Below are 16,512 nucleotides of genomic sequence, written 5' to 3'. Positions count from 1 at the left end.
GGCTACCCCGGGGGCCGTCGGGCGTCCGTCGCGCATTGTGCCAAGCGGGGCTCAGGCCGGCCCGGCCAGGTCTCCCCCACCCGCACCCGTGGCGCCCAGGTCCCGCGCGCGGCCCAGGACCTCCTCGAGCATCGGTGCCGTGAGGCGTCCGGTGGCGGTGTTGTGCCGGCTCGGGTGGTAGCTGCCCACGAGGGTGACCGCGTCCCCCTCGGGCCCCGCTCCACCCAGCGCGGAGGACGAGGCGTCGAGCCGTGCCTGCGCCCCGTGGCCGAAGCGCGGCCGCGGGCGCGGCACGACGACCCCGGCGCGGCCCAGCGCCCTCAGGGCCGCGCCCCAGCCGATCGCGCCCAGCGCGACCACCGCGCGCACGCGCGCCCCGACCAGGGCCAGCTCCTCGTCGAGCCAGGGGGCGCAGGTCGCGCGCTCCTGGGGCGTCGGCTTGTTCGCGGGCGGCGCGCAGCGCACCGGGGCGCAGAGGCGGAACCCGGTCAGCTCCTGGCCGTCGTCCGCGCTGGTGGCGGTGGGCAGGCGGGCGACGCCGACGGCGTGCAGGGCGGCGAAGAGCCAGTCGCCCGAGGGGTCGCCGGTGAACATCCGGCCGGTCCGGTTGGCGCCGTGGGCGGCGGGAGCCAGGCCGACGACGAGCACCGTCGGCTCGGGGTCGCCGAAGCCCGGCACGGGCCGGCCCCAGTAGGTCTCGTGGGCGAACGCGGCGCGCTTCTCCCGCGCCACCTGCTCGCGCCACGACACCAGCCGCGGGCACGCCCGGCACTCGACGACACGTCGGTCGAGGGCGGTGAGCGCGTCGAGGTCGGTCACGGCGGTGGCGCCCCTCAGCGCAGGGCGAGGTCCCAGGCGATGCCGTCGAGGATGTCGGACTCGCTCACGACCAGGCGGGTGGCGCTGGTGCGGGCCAGGACCCGGGAGACGATGATCGCGCCCGCGCCGATGACGTCGGCCCGGCCCGGGTGCATCCAGCCCAGCGCCCGCCGCTGCTCGGCGCTCTGCCCGACGATGGTGTCGCAGTGGGCGTGCACGTCGGTGACGGCCAGGTCGCACTGGTCGATGGCGTCGCGGTCGTAGCGGTCCAGGCCGAGCACGCCGGCCGCCAGCGTCGTCACGGTGCCGGCGACGCCGACCACGCCCCGGGCAGCGGCCACCGCGTCGCGGACGGCGGGGTCGCAGGCGTCCAGCGCGGCGTCCACCGCGGCCACGCAGGCGTCGACCTCGGCCGGGGTCGGCGGGTCCGTGGGCAGGCAGCGCTCGGTGAGGCGCACCGAGCCGACGTCCATCGACTCCGAGACGTCCACCGTGTCGCCCCGGCCCACGATCAGCTCGGTGGAGCCGCCGCCGACGTCGAAGACGAGGGTCGGCTCGGCCGGCGGGGTGCGCAGCGCGCGCACCGCCCCGGCGTAGGAGAGCGCGGCCTCCTCGGAGCCGGTCAGCACCTCCGGTGCCGTGCCGAAGCGGTCCAGCACCCCCGCGGTGAAGACGTCGGCGTTCGCGGCGTCCCGGCTCGCGGACGTGGCGCAGAACCGCGCCCGGTCGACCCCGCCGACCTTCTCGACCAGGGCCGAGAGCTCCTCGACGGCGGCGAAGGCGCGTGCCATCGCGGCCTCGGAGATCCGCCCGGTGGCGTCCACGCCCTCCCCGAGCCGGATCATCCGGAACTCCCGCACCAGCTCGGTGGGGGTGCCGTCGTCAGCGAGCTCGAGGACGAGCAGCTTGATGGTGTTGGTGCCGCAGTCGACCGCCGCTACACGCACGGGCCGGCCTCCCACCAGGCGCCCAGGGCCTCGACGACCTCGTCGCCCAGCGGGTTCACGCCCGGCCCCTCGGCCAGCGCCTGGCCGGCGAGGACGTGCAGGCACTTGACCCGGTCGGGCATCCCACCGGCGGAGATCCCGGCGATCTCGGGGACGTCGGCCCCGACCTCGGCACCGATCGCCTCCCGCACGGCCAGGTAGCGCTCGTGGGCGGCGCGGTAGGCCGCGGCCAGCTCCTCGTCCTCGCCGAGCCGCTCGGTCATCTCCTTCATCAGCCCGCCGCCCTCGAGCGTGCCGATGCGGGACGCCGCCCGGGGGCAGGTCAGGTAGAAGGTCGTGGGGAACGGCGTGCCGGTGGGCAGCCGCGGCTCGGTGGCCACCACCGCGGGGTTGCCGCACGGGCAGCGGTGGGCCACGCCGTAGGTGCCGCGGGCCTCCCGGCCCAGCTGCCGCTGGACGGCGGCCGCGTCGGCCTCGGAGAAGCCACGCTCCACGCCGTGCCCGGCGGGGCCGGCGTCCGGCCCCGCGGCGCTCTCGGGGGTCTCGCTCACGTCAGCTCCCGTCCTTCTCGGTCGACCCGTCGATCTCGGTCGCCGGTGTGCTCTGCTGCTCGGCCGAGGGGTCCCCGGCCAGGACGACGGAGGCCCACGCGTCCTCCCAGAAGCCGGGGTCGTCCTCGGCCACGACCTCGTCGGGGTCGGTCAGCTCGTTGTCCTGCTCCAGGGGCTCGCCGTCCTCGTCGAGCACGACGTAGGAGGTCTCCCCCGGCATCACGTAGCCCAGCTCGCGGGCCTGCTGCACCACGTAGGCCTCGTCCGACCAGCGCTCCTTCTCCTCGGCCAGGTCCGCGATGGCGGACTCGCGGTCGGCGATCTCGGCCTGGAGGGCGTCGATCTCCGAGCGCTGCTGGAGGTAGGCACGGGCCGAGGAGGCGTAGGAGACCACCAGGACCCCCACGACCAGCAGCAGCACGAGGGCACGCCCGGTCAGCCGAGGGCGGCGCGGGCCACCGCCGGCCGCCACGGGGACGGGGCGGCGCACCGAGCCCGGCCCGCCCGCCGTCGTCCGGGGGCGTGCCTGCGCGCCGCGGCCCTGGTCGGCGGTCTGCCCCGCGCCGTCGGGGGCCACGGACCCCGCGGAGGCGCGGGACGGGCCCCGGCCGGATCGGCCGGGGCCCGTGCGGCCACGGGGGCCCGAGGAGCGCGAGGTGGTGCGTCGCTGGCTGTCGGGCATGCCCCTAGGGTCGCTCAGCCCTGGTACCGCGGGAACGCCGACACACCGGCGTAGCGCGCGGCGTCACCGAGCTCGTCCTCGATGCGCAGGAGCTGGTTGTACTTCGCGACGCGCTCGGAGCGGGCCGGGGCGCCGGTCTTGATCTGGCCGCAGTCGGTCGCGACGGCCAGGTCGGCGATGGTGACGTCCTCGGTCTCGCCGGAGCGGTGGCTCATCATGCAGCGGAAGCCGTTGCGGTGGGCCAGCTCGACGGAGTCCAGCGTCTCGGTCAGGGAGCCGATCTGGTTCACCTTCACGAGCAGCGCGTTGGCCTGGCCGCCCTCGATGCCGCGCTGGAGGCGCTCGACGTTGGTGACGAACAGGTCGTCGCCCACGAGCTGGACCTTGTCACCGAGCTGGTCGGTGATGGTCTTCCAGCCGTCCCAGTCCTCCTCGTCCAGCGGGTCCTCGATGGAGACGATCGGGTAGGCGTCGGCGAGCTCGCCGTAGTAGGCGCTCATCTCGGCGGCGGTCTTCTTCTCGCCCTCGAAGGTGTAGAAGCCGTCCTCGTAGAACTCCGAGGCGGCGACGTCCAGCGCCAGGACGACGTCCTTGCCGAGCTCGTAGCCGGCCTTGGCGACGGCCTCGCCGATCAGGTCGAGCGCGGCGCGGTTGGACTCCAGGTTCGGGGCGAAGCCGCCCTCGTCGCCCAGGCCGGTGGCCAGGCCGCGCTGCTTCAGCACGCCCTTAAGGGCGTGGTAGACCTCGGCGCCGCAGCGCAGGGCCTCGGCGAAGGTCGCGGCGCCGACCGGCGCGATCATGAACTCCTGGATGTCGACGTTGGAGTCCGCGTGGGAGCCACCGTTGAGGATGTTCATCATCGGCACCGGCAGCACGTGGGCGTTCGGGCCGCCGACGTAGCGGTACAGCGGGAGGCCGGCCGACTCGGCGGCGGCCTTCGCGACGGCCAGCGAGACGCCGAGGATGGCGTTGGCGCCGAGCGAGCCCTTGTTGGCGGTGCCGTCGGCGGCCAGCATGGCGGAGTCGACGAGGCGCTGGTCGTCGGCGTCGAGGCCCTCGATGGCGGGGCCCAGGGTGTCGACGACGGCCGCGACGGCCTGCTGCACGCCCTTGCCGAGGTAACGGTCGCCACCGTCACGCAGCTCGACGGCCTCGAACTGGCCGGTGGAGGCGCCCGAGGGAACGGCGGCACGCGCGAACGTGCCGTCCTCGAGGAGCACCTCGACCTCGACGGTGGGGTTGCCGCGCGAGTCGAGGATCTCGCGGGCGGCGACAGCTTCGATGGATGCCACGTTGCTCTCCTGAGGAGGAAGACGTCTAGGGGACGCGCCCACCCTAGTCCGCCGCTCACCGGCGCCGACGCGGCCCGGACCGCGGTGGACACCGCAGTTGCGTGGGCCACTCCCCGCGGCCCCGCCGACACCCCCGTCCGTCCCCCTGCCGGCACCCCTGCCTGTCCCCGGACCTGTCCCGTTGCCGGTCCTGCGCGCCACTCCGAGAGTTCACCCCCGCGTGGCGCCCGGATCACCGTGCGGTCACCGGGAGGCGTGAGCGTCCGGCCCGGTCGGGCTCGCTCGGGGGCCGCGACCGACGACCTGCTCCACCTCACTCCGTCCCGTCCGCTGACTCTCGCAGCGGCCGACGAAAGGCCTCACCGATGCGCCTCTCCCTGACCAGGGTGGCCACCCTCCTCGCCGTACCGTCGCTCGCGCTCGCCGCCGCCGCGGTGGCCCCGCTGGCGAGCAGCGCGGCCGTCGACGACGACCGCGCGTTCTCGCGCGTCGCCACGTACCCCGTCTTCCTCAACGTCCCCGACGGCGTGGACCCCGCCGACGAGACGGTCGCCGAGATCTCGGCGGTCTCCGAGGACGGCACCACCGTCGTCTACACCGACGCCGCCGGCAAGCGCATCGGCTTCGTGGACGTCACCGACCCCTCGAACCCGGTCGGCGACGGCACGCTGGACCTCTCCGAGCTCGGCGACGTCGAGGACGAGCCCACCTCCGTGGCCGTGGTGGGCGACTACGTGATGGTCGTGGTGAACACCTCGGAGAGCTACACCGACCCCTCGGGCCGGGTCGACGTGGTCGAGCTGGCCAGCCGTGAGCGGGTCGCCTCGCTCGACCTCGGCGGCCAGCCCGACTCCATCGCCGTCAGCCCGGACGGCACCTACGCCGCCATCGCGATCGAGAACGAGCGCGACGAGGACGTCCTGCCCGACGACGCCGCGACCGACCCCGACGCGGAGGAGGGCGACCTGCCCCAGGCGCCGGCCGGCTTCGTGCAGACCATCGACCTGACCGGCACCCCCGACACGTGGACGGCCACGCCGGTCATGCTCGGCGCGGACGTCATCCCCATGATGGACACGCCCTCGGACGCCGAGCTCGAGTACGTCGACATCAACGAGGACGACGAGCTGGTGGTCTCGCTGCAGGAGAACAACGGCGTCGTCGTCATCGACCTGCCGACCCTCGAGGTCACCAGCGCCTTCAGCGCCGGCGAGGCCACGCTGCGCGGCGTCGACACCGAGGACGACGGCGTCTTCTCCTTCACCGACACCCTCACCGTGCCGCGTGAGCCCGACGCCGTGCACTGGGTCGGCGACGGGTACGTGGCCACCGCCAACGAGGGCGACTGGAAGGGCGGCAGCCGCGGCTGGACCGTCTTCGACGCCGCGACCGGCGAGATCGCCTGGGACGCCGGCACCGGCTTCGAGCACCTCGCCACCGCCTACGGCCTGTTCAACGACGGGCGTCAGGACAACAAGGGCTCCGAGCCCGAGGGCCTGACCTACGCCGTCTACGGCGGCACCCCGTACGCCTTCGTCGGCTCCGAGCGCTCCAACTTCGTCGCGGTCTACGACATGACCGACCCGACCGACCCGGCCTTCACCCAGGTCCTCCCGACCACCAACGGCCCCGAGGGCCTGCTGCCCGTGCCCGGGCGGGACCTGTTCGTCGTCTCCTCCGAGACCGACGACGCGGAGGCGGGCGTCCGCGCGACCGTCGGTCTCTACGCCTTCGGCGAGGACGCGCCGACCTGGCCGGACGTCGTCTCGGTGCCGGTCGACGGCGCCGCCCACCCGATCGGCTGGGGCGCCCTCGGTGCCCTGAGCGCGGACCTCGCGGACGAGGACGGCCTGTGGACCGCCTCCGACAGCGCGTTCTCCCCCGCCCGGATCTACCACCTCGACACCACCGACGTGCCCGCCGTCCTGGACGACGTGATCGAGGTCCGTGTCGGCGGCGGCCAGCCGATCGACCTCGACATCGAGGGCCTGGCGGCCCGCGCGGAGGGCGGCTTCTGGATCGCGAGCGAGGGCGCCACCGGCCCGCAGAACCGGCTCGTCCGCATCAACCGTCACGGCCTCGTCCAGCAGCGCGTGCACCTGCCCGCCGAGGTCGCCGCCGGCCTCGGCACGTGGGGCCTCGAGGGCGTCGCGGTCACCGGGAGCGGCGACGACGAGACGCTGTACGTCGCGCTCCAGCGGCCGCTGACCGGCGAGGACGTCGCCCGGATCGGCCGCTACGACGTCGCCACCCGCGCCTGGACCTGGTTCGGCTACCCGCTGGAGACCACGGACGTCGAGGGCGACTGGATCGGTCTGTCCGAGATCGTGGCGCTGGACGCCGACTCCGTCGCGGTCATCGAGCGCGACAAGCAGGTCGGCACCGCCGCCGCGATCAAGCGGGTCTACACCGTCGACCTGCCCGCCGGCTCCGTCGACGCCGTGACCCCGGTGACCAAGTCGCTGGCCGTCGACGTGCTGCCGCTGATGCAGGCCCGCCACGGCTGGACGCAGGAGAAGCTCGAGGGCCTCACGGTCTCGGCCGGCGGCGAGGTCTACGCGGTCACCGACAACGACGGCCTGGACGACGCCACCGGCGAGACCCAGATGTTCGACCTCGGCACCGCCACCGACGTGTTCGCCGAGGCGCTGGCCACCCGCACCCGGGTGCGGGCCGCCCGGAAGGTCGTGAGCGGCCGGACGCTGGCCGTCCGCGTCCACGTGTCCCCCTCCGCCCAGGGGGTGGTGCGGCTCAAGGTCGGCCGGAAGCTGCTCGGCACCGCCACGCTGAACGACGCCGGCCGAGCCGTGCTCCGCGTCCGGCTCGCCGGCCGGGGTCAGCGCGCGCTCCGGGCGATCTACCCCGGCACCGACACGGCGGTGGCCTCCAGCGACACCGTCACCGTGCAGGTGGTGCAGCGCGGGCGCCGCTCCTGACCGGAGCCGCTCACCGCGAGCAGCGCACGAGCACCCGGGGCCGGGTCGGCAGGTGACCTGTCGGCCCGGCCCCGGGTCCGTCCGAGGGTCTGCCCCGTGCCGGTCTCAGGCCAGGCGGCGGCGCACCGCGTCGCGCAGGGCCAGCTCCGCGTCCACGCCCTGCTCCCGGGCGTCCAGGACGACGGCCAGCAGCCGCTCCCCCACGGCGGTGTGGGGGTCCTGTGCCTCGGCGGGCTCGGCCGACCGGAGGCCGAGGCGCCCGGCGACCTTCTCGGCCCACAGCAGGGCGGGCAGGCTTCCGGGGACGCCGTCGGTGGGCTCGCGCCGATCGGCCTTCTCGGCGGCCTTGATCCGCTGCCACTCGGCGTCCACCTCGTCGGCGGTCAGTCCGGTGGCCGGCTCGCCCGCCCGGTCGCCGGCTGCGCCGAAGACGTGCGGGTTGCGCCGCCACATCTTCTCCACCAGACCGCGGGCGACGTCCTCGACGTCGAAGCGGCCCGCGTCGGCCGGCTGCTCGGCGGCGATCGCGGCGTGGAAGTAGATCTGCAGCAGCAGGTCGCCCAGCTCCTCGCGCAGGTGCGCCCACGCCGCCTCGTCCGAGGTCCCGGCGGTGTCGGCGGCGGCCACGGCGTCGAGCGCCTCGAGGGTCTCGTGCGCCTCCTCGAGCAGGTAGCGCCGCAGGGATGCCGGCGTCTGGGCCGCCTTCCAGGGGCACTCGGCACGCAGCCGGGCCATGACCCCGGTCATCTCGACCAGCCAGGACCCGCCCTCCGGGCCGGCGGGGCTCACCCCTGGCAGGCCTGGCCGGCGGGCATCGCGGCGGCGTAGGAGCCGTCGCCCTGCCCGAGCGCCTCGGCCATCTCCGCGTTGATGAGGTCGCGAGCGGTGTCGCTGACCGCGACCGAGAGGTCGGCGGTCTCGTCGGCCTGCACCGAGGCGGCGAGGTCGACGGCGTCGTAGACGGGGTTGACCACGATCTCGTGCTCGTCCTGCCAGTCGGCGAGGTACTGGCGCTGGTCGTCGGTGTCGGTGCCGGCGACCGCGAGCAGCACGTCGCTGAAGAAGTTGTTGGCCGCCACGAACCGGACGACCTCGTCGCTGATCTGGTCCTCGGTGAGGTCGGTGGTGTCGACGATCTGCTCGAGCTGGGTGCGCGCGTCGGCCTCGTCGCCCTCGAGCATCGCGTCGGCGTCCATCCCGTTCTCCTCGGCGATCTGCGAGATCACCTCGACGCGGACGAGGGCGTCGACCGCGAGGTCGCGCATGAAGGCGCCGGTGAGGCTGCCGCCCAGCTGGCCGGCGGCCGAGAACACCTCGCAGGTGTCCATGGCGGTCTCGTCGACCTCGGCCACGCTCAGCGTGGTGCCGTCGACGTCCGCCGCGACGCCGGGCTGCACGACGGCGTCGCTGACGCCGCAGCCGGAGAGGGCGAGCGCGGCGACACCGGCCAGGACGGCGAGACGGGTCGTGGACCGGGAGATGCGCACGTGGGCTCCTTCACATCGCGGGTGCGGGCCCATTGAACCAGGCTCCGCGCAGCGCCGCCCCCGGCCCTCCGGCACAGCCGCCCCCGGCCCTCCGGCACAGCCGCCCCCGGCCCTCCGGCACGGCCGGCCGGGGGCCACGGCACACGCGTCAGCCGCGGCCGCCCCCGCCGGCACGCCCCGAGCGCCCGGCGGGCACCTGGGCGGCCGCCGGCTTCTCGGCCTGGGGTGCGGCGCCGTCGGGGTCGACGATCTGGTCGATGACGCCGCGCGCCCACTCCAGCAAGGCGATGCCGTCCAGCGGCCTGCCGCCGATCACCGCGGTCTGCGGGCGGGGCACCAGGATCGACTCGGTCTGGTGCTTGATCAGCGACTTCGGGTACATCCGGTTCAGCCGCACCTGGCGCGAGTCGGGCAGGCTCACCGGGTAGAAGCGGACGTTCTTGCCGGCCACGGTGACCTCGCGGACGCCGGCCTGGCGGGCGCGGGCCCGGAAGCGGGCCACGAGCAGCAGCGAGACGACCTCCACCGGCGGCTCGCCGTAGCGGTCCACCAGCTCCTCGTTGATCGCGTCCACGTCCTCGTCCGAGCGGACCTCGGCGAGCCGCTTGTACATCTCCAGGCGCAGCCGCTCGGAGCCGATGTAGTCGTGCGGCAGGTGCGCGTCGACGGGCAGCTCGATGCGCACCTCCTCCAGGACGTCGTCCGCGCTGCCCTTGAAGTCGGCGACGGCCTCGCCGACCAGACGCACGTACAGGTCGAAGCCGACGTCCGCGATGTGCCCGGACTGCTCGCCGCCGAGCAGGTTGCCCGCGCCGCGGATCTCGAGGTCCTTCATCGCGATCGCCATGCCGCCGCCCAGGTCGGAGTGCTGGGCCAGGGTGGCGAGCCGCTCGTGGGCGGTCTCGGTCAGCGGCTTCTCGGTGGGGTAGAGGAAGTACGCGTAGGCGCGCTCGCGGGAGCGGCCCACGCGACCGCGCAGCTGGTGCAGCTGGCTCAGGCCCATGGTGTCGGCGCGCTCGATGATCATCGTGTTGGCGTTGGAGACGTCCAGGCCCGACTCGACGAGCGTGGTGCACACGAGCACGTCGAAGCGCTTCTCCCAGAAGTCGACCATCACCTGCTCGAGCTGCTTCTCGCCCATCTGCCCGTGCGCGGTGGCGACGCGGGCCTCCGGCACCATCTCCCGGATGCGGGCGGCGGCCTTCTCGATCGACTGCACCCGGTTGTGGATGTAGAAGACCTGCCCGTCGCGCAGCAGCTCGCGGCGGATGGCGGCCGTGACCTGCCGGTCCTCGTAGCCGCCGACGTAGGTGAGGACGGGGTGCCGCTCCTCGGGCGGGGTGGCGATCGTGGACATCTCGCGGATGCCGGTGATCGACATCTCCAGCGTGCGCGGGATCGGGGTGGCCGACATGGAGAGCACGTCGACGCTGGTGCGCAGGCGCTTCATCTGCTCCTTGTGCTCCACGCCGAAGCGCTGCTCCTCGTCCACGATGATCAGGCCGAGGTCCTTGAACCGGGCGTCGGGGTTCAGCAGCCGGTGCGTGCCCACGACGATGTCGATGGAGCCGTCGGCCATCCCCTTCATCACCTCGGCGGCCTCCTTGGCGGTCTGGAACCGCGAGAGGCCCTTGAGGACGACGGGGAAGCCGCTCATCCGCTCGGCGAAGGTGGACAGGTGCTGGTTGACCAGCAGGGTGGTCGGCACCAGCAGCGCCACCTGCTTGCCGTCCTGCACGGCCTTGAAGGCGGCCCGGACGGCGATCTCGGTCTTGCCGTAGCCGACGTCGCCGCAGACCAGGCGGTCCATGGGCACGGTGCGCTCCATGTCGGCCTTCACCTCGTCGACGGTGGAGAGCTGGTCGGGGGTCTCGGTGAAGCCGAAGGCGTCCTCGAGCTCGCGCTGCCAGGGCGTGTCCGGCCCGAACGCGTGGCCCTGGCTGGCCTGGCGCGCGGCGTAGAGCTTGATCAGCTCGGCGGCGATCTCGCGCACGGCCTTGCGGGCGCGGGCCTTGCGCTTGGTCCAGTCGCCGCCACCGAGGCGGTCCAGGCTGGGCTGCTCGCCGCCGACGTAGCGGGTCACCTGGTCCAGCGCGTCGGCCGGCACGTAGAGCCGGTCGGCCGGCTGCCCCTTCTTGCTGGCGCCGTACTCGAGCACGAGGTACTCGCGCACCGCACCGCCGACGGTGCGCTGCTTCATCTCGATGAACTTGCCGACGCCGTGCTGCTCGTGCACGACGAAGTCGCCGGCCTTGAGCTCGAGCGGGTCGATCTGCCGCTTGCGCCGCGCGGGCATCTTGCGCATGTCGCGGGTGGAGGACTTCTGGCCGGAGACGTCCTCGCCGGTGAGCAGGGCTTGCCCGCCCGCCTCGTCCACGAAGCCCTGGGCCAGGGTGCCGCAGGTGACGGTGACGACGTCGCGGACCCACAGGTCCTCGGCCGCCCCCGAGGTGGGGTCGACGAAGCGGGCGGGGACGTCGGCCTCGCCGAGCGCCTCGACCATCCGCTGCGCCGGGCCGGAGCCGGGGTGCAGGACGACGGTGCGGAACCCGGCCGTCCGCCACGTCCGCAGGTCCTTCAGCGCCCGCTCGACGTCGCCGCGGTAGGCCTCGGCGGGCTGGCCGGGCAGCGCGCGCGCCGGCGTGCCCGCGGCCTTGTCGACCATGGCCTCGACGTTCGGGATGCTGCGGCCGTCCGCGTCCACGGCGATCGTCTCGTCGGTGATGCCGAACGGGCTCACCGTCCACCACGGGCGGTCGGTCTCCAGCGCGTGCTCGCGCACCTGCGCCAGCTCGCGGTAGGACGCGGCACCGAGGTCGACCGGGGCGGTGCCGCCGCCGGCCGCGGCCGCCCAGGAAGCGCCCAGGAACTCCTCGGACGTGGCGACGAGGTCGTGCGCGCGGCGGCGGACCCGCTCGGGGTCCAGCACGAGGACGTGGGTGGCCGCCGGCATGAGGTCGACCAGGAGCTCCATCTCGTCCACGAGGACGGGGGCCAGCGACTCCATGCCCTCCACGGCGATGCCCGCGGCGATCTTGTCGGTCATCTCCAGCAGCTGCGGGTGCGCCTGGCCGAGCTCGGCGGCCCGCGCCCGGACCTGCTCGGTCAGCAGCAGCTCGCGGCACGGCGGCGCCCACAGGCGCTCGACCTTCTCGGTGGTGCGCTGGTCGGCGACGGAGAAGCCGCGGACCTCGTCGACCTCGTCACCCCACAGCTCCACGCGCAGCGGGTGGTCCTCGGTGGGCGGGAAGACGTCGACGATGCCGCCGCGCACCGCGAACTCGCCGCGCTTCTCCACCAGGTCGACGCGGCTGTAGGCAGCGTCCGCCAGCCGCTGCACCAGGTCCTCGAGGTCAACGGTGTCGCCGGCCACCAGCTCGACGGGCTGGAGCTCGCCCAGGCCCTTGACCTGGGGCTGGAGAACCGAGCGCACCGGAGCCACCACCACGTCCACCGGCCCCGCGGCGTCCTCGGGGTGGGCCAGGCGGCGCAGCACGGCCAGGCGGCGACCCACCGTGTCCGAGCGCGGGCTCAGCCGCTCGTGCGGCAGCGTCTCCCAGCTCGGGTAGTAGGCCACGCGAGCGGGGTCGAGCAGCGTGCCCAGACCCTCCACCAGGTCCTCGGCCTCACGGCTGGTCGCGGTGACCACCAGCACCGAGCGGCCCTCGCGCACCAGGCCCGCCGCCACGAACGGGCGCAGGCCGTCGGGACCCGTGAGGTCCAGGGAGCGCAGGCGCCCCTCGCGCGCGTCACCGAGGACGCCCGCCAGCGCCTCGCTCTCGAGCACGGGCGCGAGCAGGCTCTCGTGGACGGTGGACTGAGGCACGCGGGCTCCTCGGGGGTCAGGCTGGTCGGACACAGCACGAGCGCCCCCGGTCGGGCGCGACCGGGGGTGTGCGGGGTCGAGTCTAGGTCGCCGCGGCGACAGCCCCTCCCCCGCGAGGACCTGAGCGCGGCAGGCTCAGAAGGAGAAGCCCGCGTCCCCCTCGTCCCGGGGCCACTCCGGGTCGGTGAGCACCTCGAAGGGGTCGTGCTCAGGGCGAGCCCAGGGGCCGAGGGCGTCGGCCACGAGCCGCAGCTCGGCGAGCGCCGCGGCCTCCAGCGCCTCGAAGTCGGGGTACCCCGCCTCCGGGTCGGCCGCCCAGGCCCGGACACCCTTGCGGAACGCCTGGCGGGCGAGCCGTCGGGACGCGGGGCCCAGCCGGTCGGCGGCCAGCACGTGGCCCGGCACCTCGACGGCGCGGCGGGGCGCCGGGGCCCGGCGGCCACCGAAGCGGGGCCGCAGCACGTTCTCGTCGGTGTGGTCGTCCATCTGGGTTCCTCTCCTCGTGCGGACAGGGCTGTGCCCTGATCGACATGGAGAGAGGTGCGGGACGCACCCACGAGCGCCGGACGACGCCGACGGGAGGAAGAAGGTACCGCCACCAGCCCTGTCGGTTCCATCCCGACCCGGCAGCCCGCGGCTGCGGTCAGCCCAGGCCGCGGAAGGACAGCGCGTGCCAGCGCGGACCGACGGGGGTGACCTCGATCCGCCGCTCGTCCAGCGGCTCCCCGTCGACGTCGAGCGCGCCGGCGTCCTGCGCCACCCGACCCTGCTCCCGCACGATCCGCACCTCCAGGCGCGACTCCGAGAGGCCCTCGGCGATGTCCTCGCCCCACTCCACGACCGTGACGGCGTCGTCGAGGGAGGTGTCGAGGTCCAGGTCGTCCAGCTCGTCGAGGCCGCCGAGCCGGTAGGCGTCGACGTGCACGAGCGCCGGCCCCTGCACCAGGGAGGGGTGCACGCGGGCGATGACGAAGGTGGGCGAGGTGACGTGCCCCCGCACCCCGAGCCCCGCGCCCAGGCCCTGGGTGAACGTGGTCTTGCCGGCACCGAGGTCCCCGGTGAGCACCAGCAGGTCACCGCGGGTGAGCTGGCCGGCCAGGGAGCGGCCCAGGCCGCGCGTGGCCTCGGCGGTGGGCGCGTGGAAGACCATCGTCCGCAGCGGGCGGCGCATCTCCACCAGCGGGGAGTAGCGCAGGATCTCCTTGAAGCCCTGCCGCTCCCAGAACCGGATGGTCGCCGGGAGCTCCTCGCGGGCCACGACGGTCAGGTCGTCCATACCCCGGCCGGAGGCCAGCACCGCGTCGACGGTCGCGTCGATCAGCCGGCCGGCGATGCCGTGGCCCTGGTGGTCGGGGCTGACCGCGAACCGACGCAGGTAGGTGGTCGACCCGATGGGGTCGAGGATGAGGCAGCCGACCGGCACGTCGTCGAGCGTGGCCAGCAGGCCACCGCCGTCGGCGAGCTTCGCGGCCAGGGTCTCCGGCGTCTCCGACAGCGCGTCGGGCGGCGGGTCCATGGCGATCCGGTTGCCGAAGGCGGCCGCGACCACGGTGTGGACGGCCTCGGCGGCCTCGGGTCCGACCGGGCGGACGACGACGTCGCTCACGCGCCCTCCACCGTCTCGGTCGCAGCGGCGAGGAGCTGGTCGATCTCGGCGTTCACCTGTCCGTGGCTCTCGATCATCACGAGGTGGCCCGCACCGGCCACCTCGAGGAGGCGGGACCCGGAGATCCGGGCGTGGAGGGTGCGGCTGTGGCTGATCTTGGTCAGCCGATCCTTGGTGCCGCAGACGATGGAGACGGGCACGTGGCCCATCACCTCCACCGCGTGCAGCTTGTCGAGGCCGTCGAGGCTGGGGAAGAAGTCGACGAGCACCCGGGTGGGCGTGGTCGAGAGCATCGACCACGCGAAGTCGAGGTAGGCCCGCGGCACGTCGCGGCCGAAGGCGAAGTACTTGGCGGTCTGCTCCGAGAGGGTGCCGCCGAGGTCGCGCACCAGGTCGACCGCCTTGTGACCGGCGCCGACGCCGCGCATGACCCGCCGGGTCAGCTCCCCGCCCAGGCGCGCCGGCACGGCGGGCAGGAACATCCGGCCCATGTCGAGCTTGTCCGCGGCGGTGGCGACGAGGCCGACACCCACGATCCGGGTGCCGAACAGCTCGGGGTGCTCCTCGGCCAGCGCCGCGATGGTCATGCCGCCCATCGAGTGGCCGACCAGCACGACGGGCGTGCCGGTGGCCACCTGGTCCAGCACCGTCAGCAGGTCGTGGGCGCACTGCTCGATCGTGGCGTTCTCCGGCGACGATCGCCCCGAGCGGCCGTGGCTGCGCTGGTCGTAGAAGACCGAGCGCACCAGCCCGCGGTAGGCCGCACGCTGGAAGTGCCAGCAGTCGGAGGTCAGCGCGTAGCCGTGGACCCACACCACCGTCAGCGGCGGCTCCGAGCGACCCGCGGCCCCCTCGCTGGGCTCGAACTCGTCGACCTCCACGTGCAGGGGCACGCCGTCGTCCGCCACCACGGTGAGGGCGGGCGAGCGCAGCGACCCCGGGACGGCGACGTCGCCGGCGCCCCGCTTGGAGACCACGCGACGGCGGCGGGCGACCTCGGCCGCGGCGGCACCGCCCGCCACGGCGGCACCCGCCGCGGCACCCGCGATGCCGAGCACCAGGTTGCGCTGCCAGTGCTCGCTGCCGGGCCCGGCGGCGGCCCTGCCCGACGAGCGGCCGGACGGGGTGCGGGGCGTCATGCGCCCTCCTCGCTGTCCACGTGCCGGCGGACGAGGCGGCCGCCGAGCCGGGTGACGATCTCGTAGCTGATGGTGCCGCAGGCCTGTGCCCACTCCTGCGCGGACGGCGCGGGCGCCGGGCCGACGAGGCGCACGACGTCGCCCACGGCCGCCCCGACCTCGGTGCCGGCCGGGCCGAGCTCGACCACCACCTGGTCCATGCAGACCGTGCCGCGCAGGGGTCGGCGGCGTCCGCCGACCTCGACCTCGGCAGGGGCGCCCGCGGGCCCGGGGCGGTCGTTGCCGGCCGCGGCGCGCGGGAGGCCGTCCGCGTAGCCGACGGGCACGAGGCCCAGCGTCGTCGGTGCCGGCGCCGACCAGCGCCAGCCGTAGGAGACGCTCGTGCCCTCGGGCACCTGCTTGACCATGGTCAGCGGCGCGGTGACGGTCATGGCGGGACGCAGGTCGGTGCCGTGGGCGACGTCGGGGGCCGGGTCGAGGCCGTAGGTGGCCAGGCCGATCCGCACCAGGTCCAGGCGCAGGTCGGGGTGGAGCAGCGCGGCGGCGGAGTTGGCCAGGTGCCGCACCTCGGGCCGCAGACCTGCCTCCTCGACCACGGCCAGGGCCGCGTGGAAGGCGGCGGCCTGCTGGGTGTTGGCGGGGTGCTCCGGCTCCTCGGCGGCGGCCAGGTGCGACCACACGCCGGTCACCCGCCAGCGGCCCTCGAGCTCGCCGGCGCGGGCGGCGGCCACGAGGGCCGGCCACGCCTCGGCGGTCGAGCCGGAGCGGGAGAGACCGGTGTCGACCTTCAGCTGCACCCGCGCGGGGCGACCGGAGGCCTCGACGGCGCGCGCGAGCAGGTCCAGGTGGGCCGTGGTGGCGGCGGTGACGTCGACGTCGGCGGCCACCGCGGCGGTGAGGTCCTCGCCCGGCAGCACCAGCCAGCACAGCAGGCGTCCGACGTCCCCGGCCTCACGGAGCGCCAGCGCCTCCGGCACGGTCGCGACGCCCAGCCACGGCGTGCCGGCCTCGCGGGCCGCGCGCGCCACCTCGAGGGCACCGTGGCCGTAGGCGTCGGCCTTCACCACCGCCATCGTGGCGACGTCGTCGCCGACCAGCGCGTCGATGGTGCGCAGGTTGTGCCGGACCGCCGCCAGGTCGACGACGATCTCGGGGCGGGCGGTGGCGGACATCGCCCCCATCTTCCCACCGGGAGGGGGGTCACGTGCCCGCACCCCCGGGGGTGGG

At 74.7% G+C, this 16,512-nt stretch carries 13 protein-coding genes; 1 reads left to right on the top strand and 12 read right to left on the bottom strand.

The features are described 5' to 3' along the window. Nucleotides 1–51 precede the first annotated feature (51 nt). From M8330_RS06725 to eno, 5 genes are read right to left on the bottom strand one after another with little or no spacing between them, the layout of a single operon-like run. Nucleotides 52–819, bottom strand: a complete 768-nt coding sequence (locus M8330_RS06725) for a uracil-DNA glycosylase (RefSeq protein WP_250826693.1) — start codon at nucleotides 817–819, stop codon at nucleotides 52–54. A 14-nt stretch (nucleotides 820–833) separates the two neighbouring features. Next, on the bottom strand, nucleotides 834–1,766 hold the full coding sequence (locus M8330_RS06720) for a Ppx/GppA phosphatase family protein (RefSeq protein WP_250826692.1): 933 nt from the start codon (nucleotides 1,764–1,766) through the stop codon (nucleotides 834–836). After that, on the bottom strand, nucleotides 1,757–2,260 hold the full coding sequence (locus M8330_RS06715) for a DUF501 domain-containing protein (protein ID WP_250056895.1): 504 nt from the start codon (nucleotides 2,258–2,260) through the stop codon (nucleotides 1,757–1,759). Before M8330_RS06715 ends, M8330_RS06720 begins: the two co-directional genes overlap by 10 nt. Nucleotides 2,261–2,318: 58 nt before the next feature. Continuing rightward, the gene (locus tag M8330_RS06710; RefSeq protein ID WP_250826691.1) at nucleotides 2,319–2,999 is read right to left on the bottom strand and encodes an FtsB family cell division protein; all 681 of its coding nucleotides are present in this window, start codon (nucleotides 2,997–2,999) and stop codon (nucleotides 2,319–2,321) included. Nucleotides 3,000–3,013: 14 nt separating this feature from the next. Beyond that, nucleotides 3,014–4,291, bottom strand: coding sequence for a phosphopyruvate hydratase (eno, locus tag M8330_RS06705; protein WP_250056792.1), 1,278 nt, complete (start codon nucleotides 4,289–4,291; stop codon nucleotides 3,014–3,016). Nucleotides 4,292–4,656: 365 nt separating this feature from the next. Here eno and M8330_RS06700 point away from each other — a divergent pair, with 365 nt between their 5' ends. After that, the gene (locus tag M8330_RS06700; RefSeq protein ID WP_250826690.1) at nucleotides 4,657–7,227 is read left to right on the top strand and encodes an esterase-like activity of phytase family protein; all 2,571 of its coding nucleotides are present in this window, start codon (nucleotides 4,657–4,659) and stop codon (nucleotides 7,225–7,227) included. 105 nt (nucleotides 7,228–7,332) lie between these two features. Here M8330_RS06700 and M8330_RS06695 read toward each other — a convergent pair whose 3' ends face one another. From M8330_RS06695 to alr, 7 genes are all read right to left on the bottom strand, one after another. Continuing rightward, nucleotides 7,333–8,016, bottom strand: a complete 684-nt coding sequence (locus tag M8330_RS06695) for a MazG nucleotide pyrophosphohydrolase domain-containing protein (protein ID WP_250826689.1) — start codon at nucleotides 8,014–8,016, stop codon at nucleotides 7,333–7,335. Further along, entirely contained in the window at nucleotides 8,013–8,714 is a 702-nt protein-coding gene (locus M8330_RS06690) for a hypothetical protein (RefSeq protein ID WP_250826688.1), read from the bottom strand. Before M8330_RS06690 ends, M8330_RS06695 begins: the two co-directional genes overlap by 4 nt. A gap of 148 nt (nucleotides 8,715–8,862) precedes the next feature. After that, a complete protein-coding gene (gene mfd / locus M8330_RS06685) occupies nucleotides 8,863–12,540 on the bottom strand; it encodes a transcription-repair coupling factor (protein ID WP_250826687.1) in 3,678 nt (1,225 codons plus the stop codon). Between the two features lie 135 nt (nucleotides 12,541–12,675). Further along, nucleotides 12,676–13,026 (bottom strand): hypothetical protein, encoded by a 351-nt coding sequence (locus M8330_RS06680; protein WP_250826686.1) that lies wholly within the window; start codon nucleotides 13,024–13,026, stop codon nucleotides 12,676–12,678. A gap of 157 nt (nucleotides 13,027–13,183) precedes the next feature. After that, nucleotides 13,184–14,146, bottom strand: coding sequence for a tRNA (adenosine(37)-N6)-threonylcarbamoyltransferase complex ATPase subunit type 1 TsaE (gene tsaE, locus M8330_RS06675; protein ID WP_250826685.1), 963 nt, complete (start codon nucleotides 14,144–14,146; stop codon nucleotides 13,184–13,186). Beyond that, entirely contained in the window at nucleotides 14,143–15,285 is a 1,143-nt protein-coding gene (locus tag M8330_RS06670; RefSeq protein WP_250826684.1) for an alpha/beta fold hydrolase, read from the bottom strand. Before M8330_RS06670 ends, tsaE begins: the two co-directional genes overlap by 4 nt. Continuing rightward, entirely contained in the window at nucleotides 15,282–16,457 is a 1,176-nt protein-coding gene (gene alr / locus M8330_RS06665) for an alanine racemase (protein ID WP_250826683.1), read from the bottom strand. The genes M8330_RS06670 and alr overlap by 4 nt, the downstream gene beginning before the upstream one ends. Nucleotides 16,458–16,512: the final 55 nt, after the last annotated feature.

The organism is Nocardioides bruguierae, assembly GCF_023656415.1.
Lineage (GTDB): Bacteria > Actinomycetota > Actinomycetes > Propionibacteriales > Nocardioidaceae > Nocardioides > Nocardioides bruguierae.
This window is presented reverse-complemented; position numbering and strand designations above follow the sequence as displayed.

Bases quoted from the DNA above. Each gene is read 5' to 3' on its own strand.
- M8330_RS06710 (WP_250826691.1), bottom strand. From the start codon at position 2,999: ATGCCCGACAGCCAGCGACGCACCACCTCGCGCTCCTCGGGCCCCCGT.
- M8330_RS06670 (WP_250826684.1), bottom strand. From the start codon at position 15,285: ATGACGCCCCGCACCCCGTCCGGCCGCTCGTCGGGCAGGGCCGCCGCC.
- alr (WP_250826683.1), bottom strand. From the start codon at position 16,457: ATGTCCGCCACCGCCCGCCCCGAGATCGTCGTCGACCTGGCGGCGGTC.
- M8330_RS06680 (WP_250826686.1), bottom strand. From the start codon at position 13,026: ATGGACGACCACACCGACGAGAACGTGCTGCGGCCCCGCTTCGGTGGC.
- M8330_RS06700 (WP_250826690.1), top strand. From the start codon at position 4,657: ATGCGCCTCTCCCTGACCAGGGTGGCCACCCTCCTCGCCGTACCGTCG.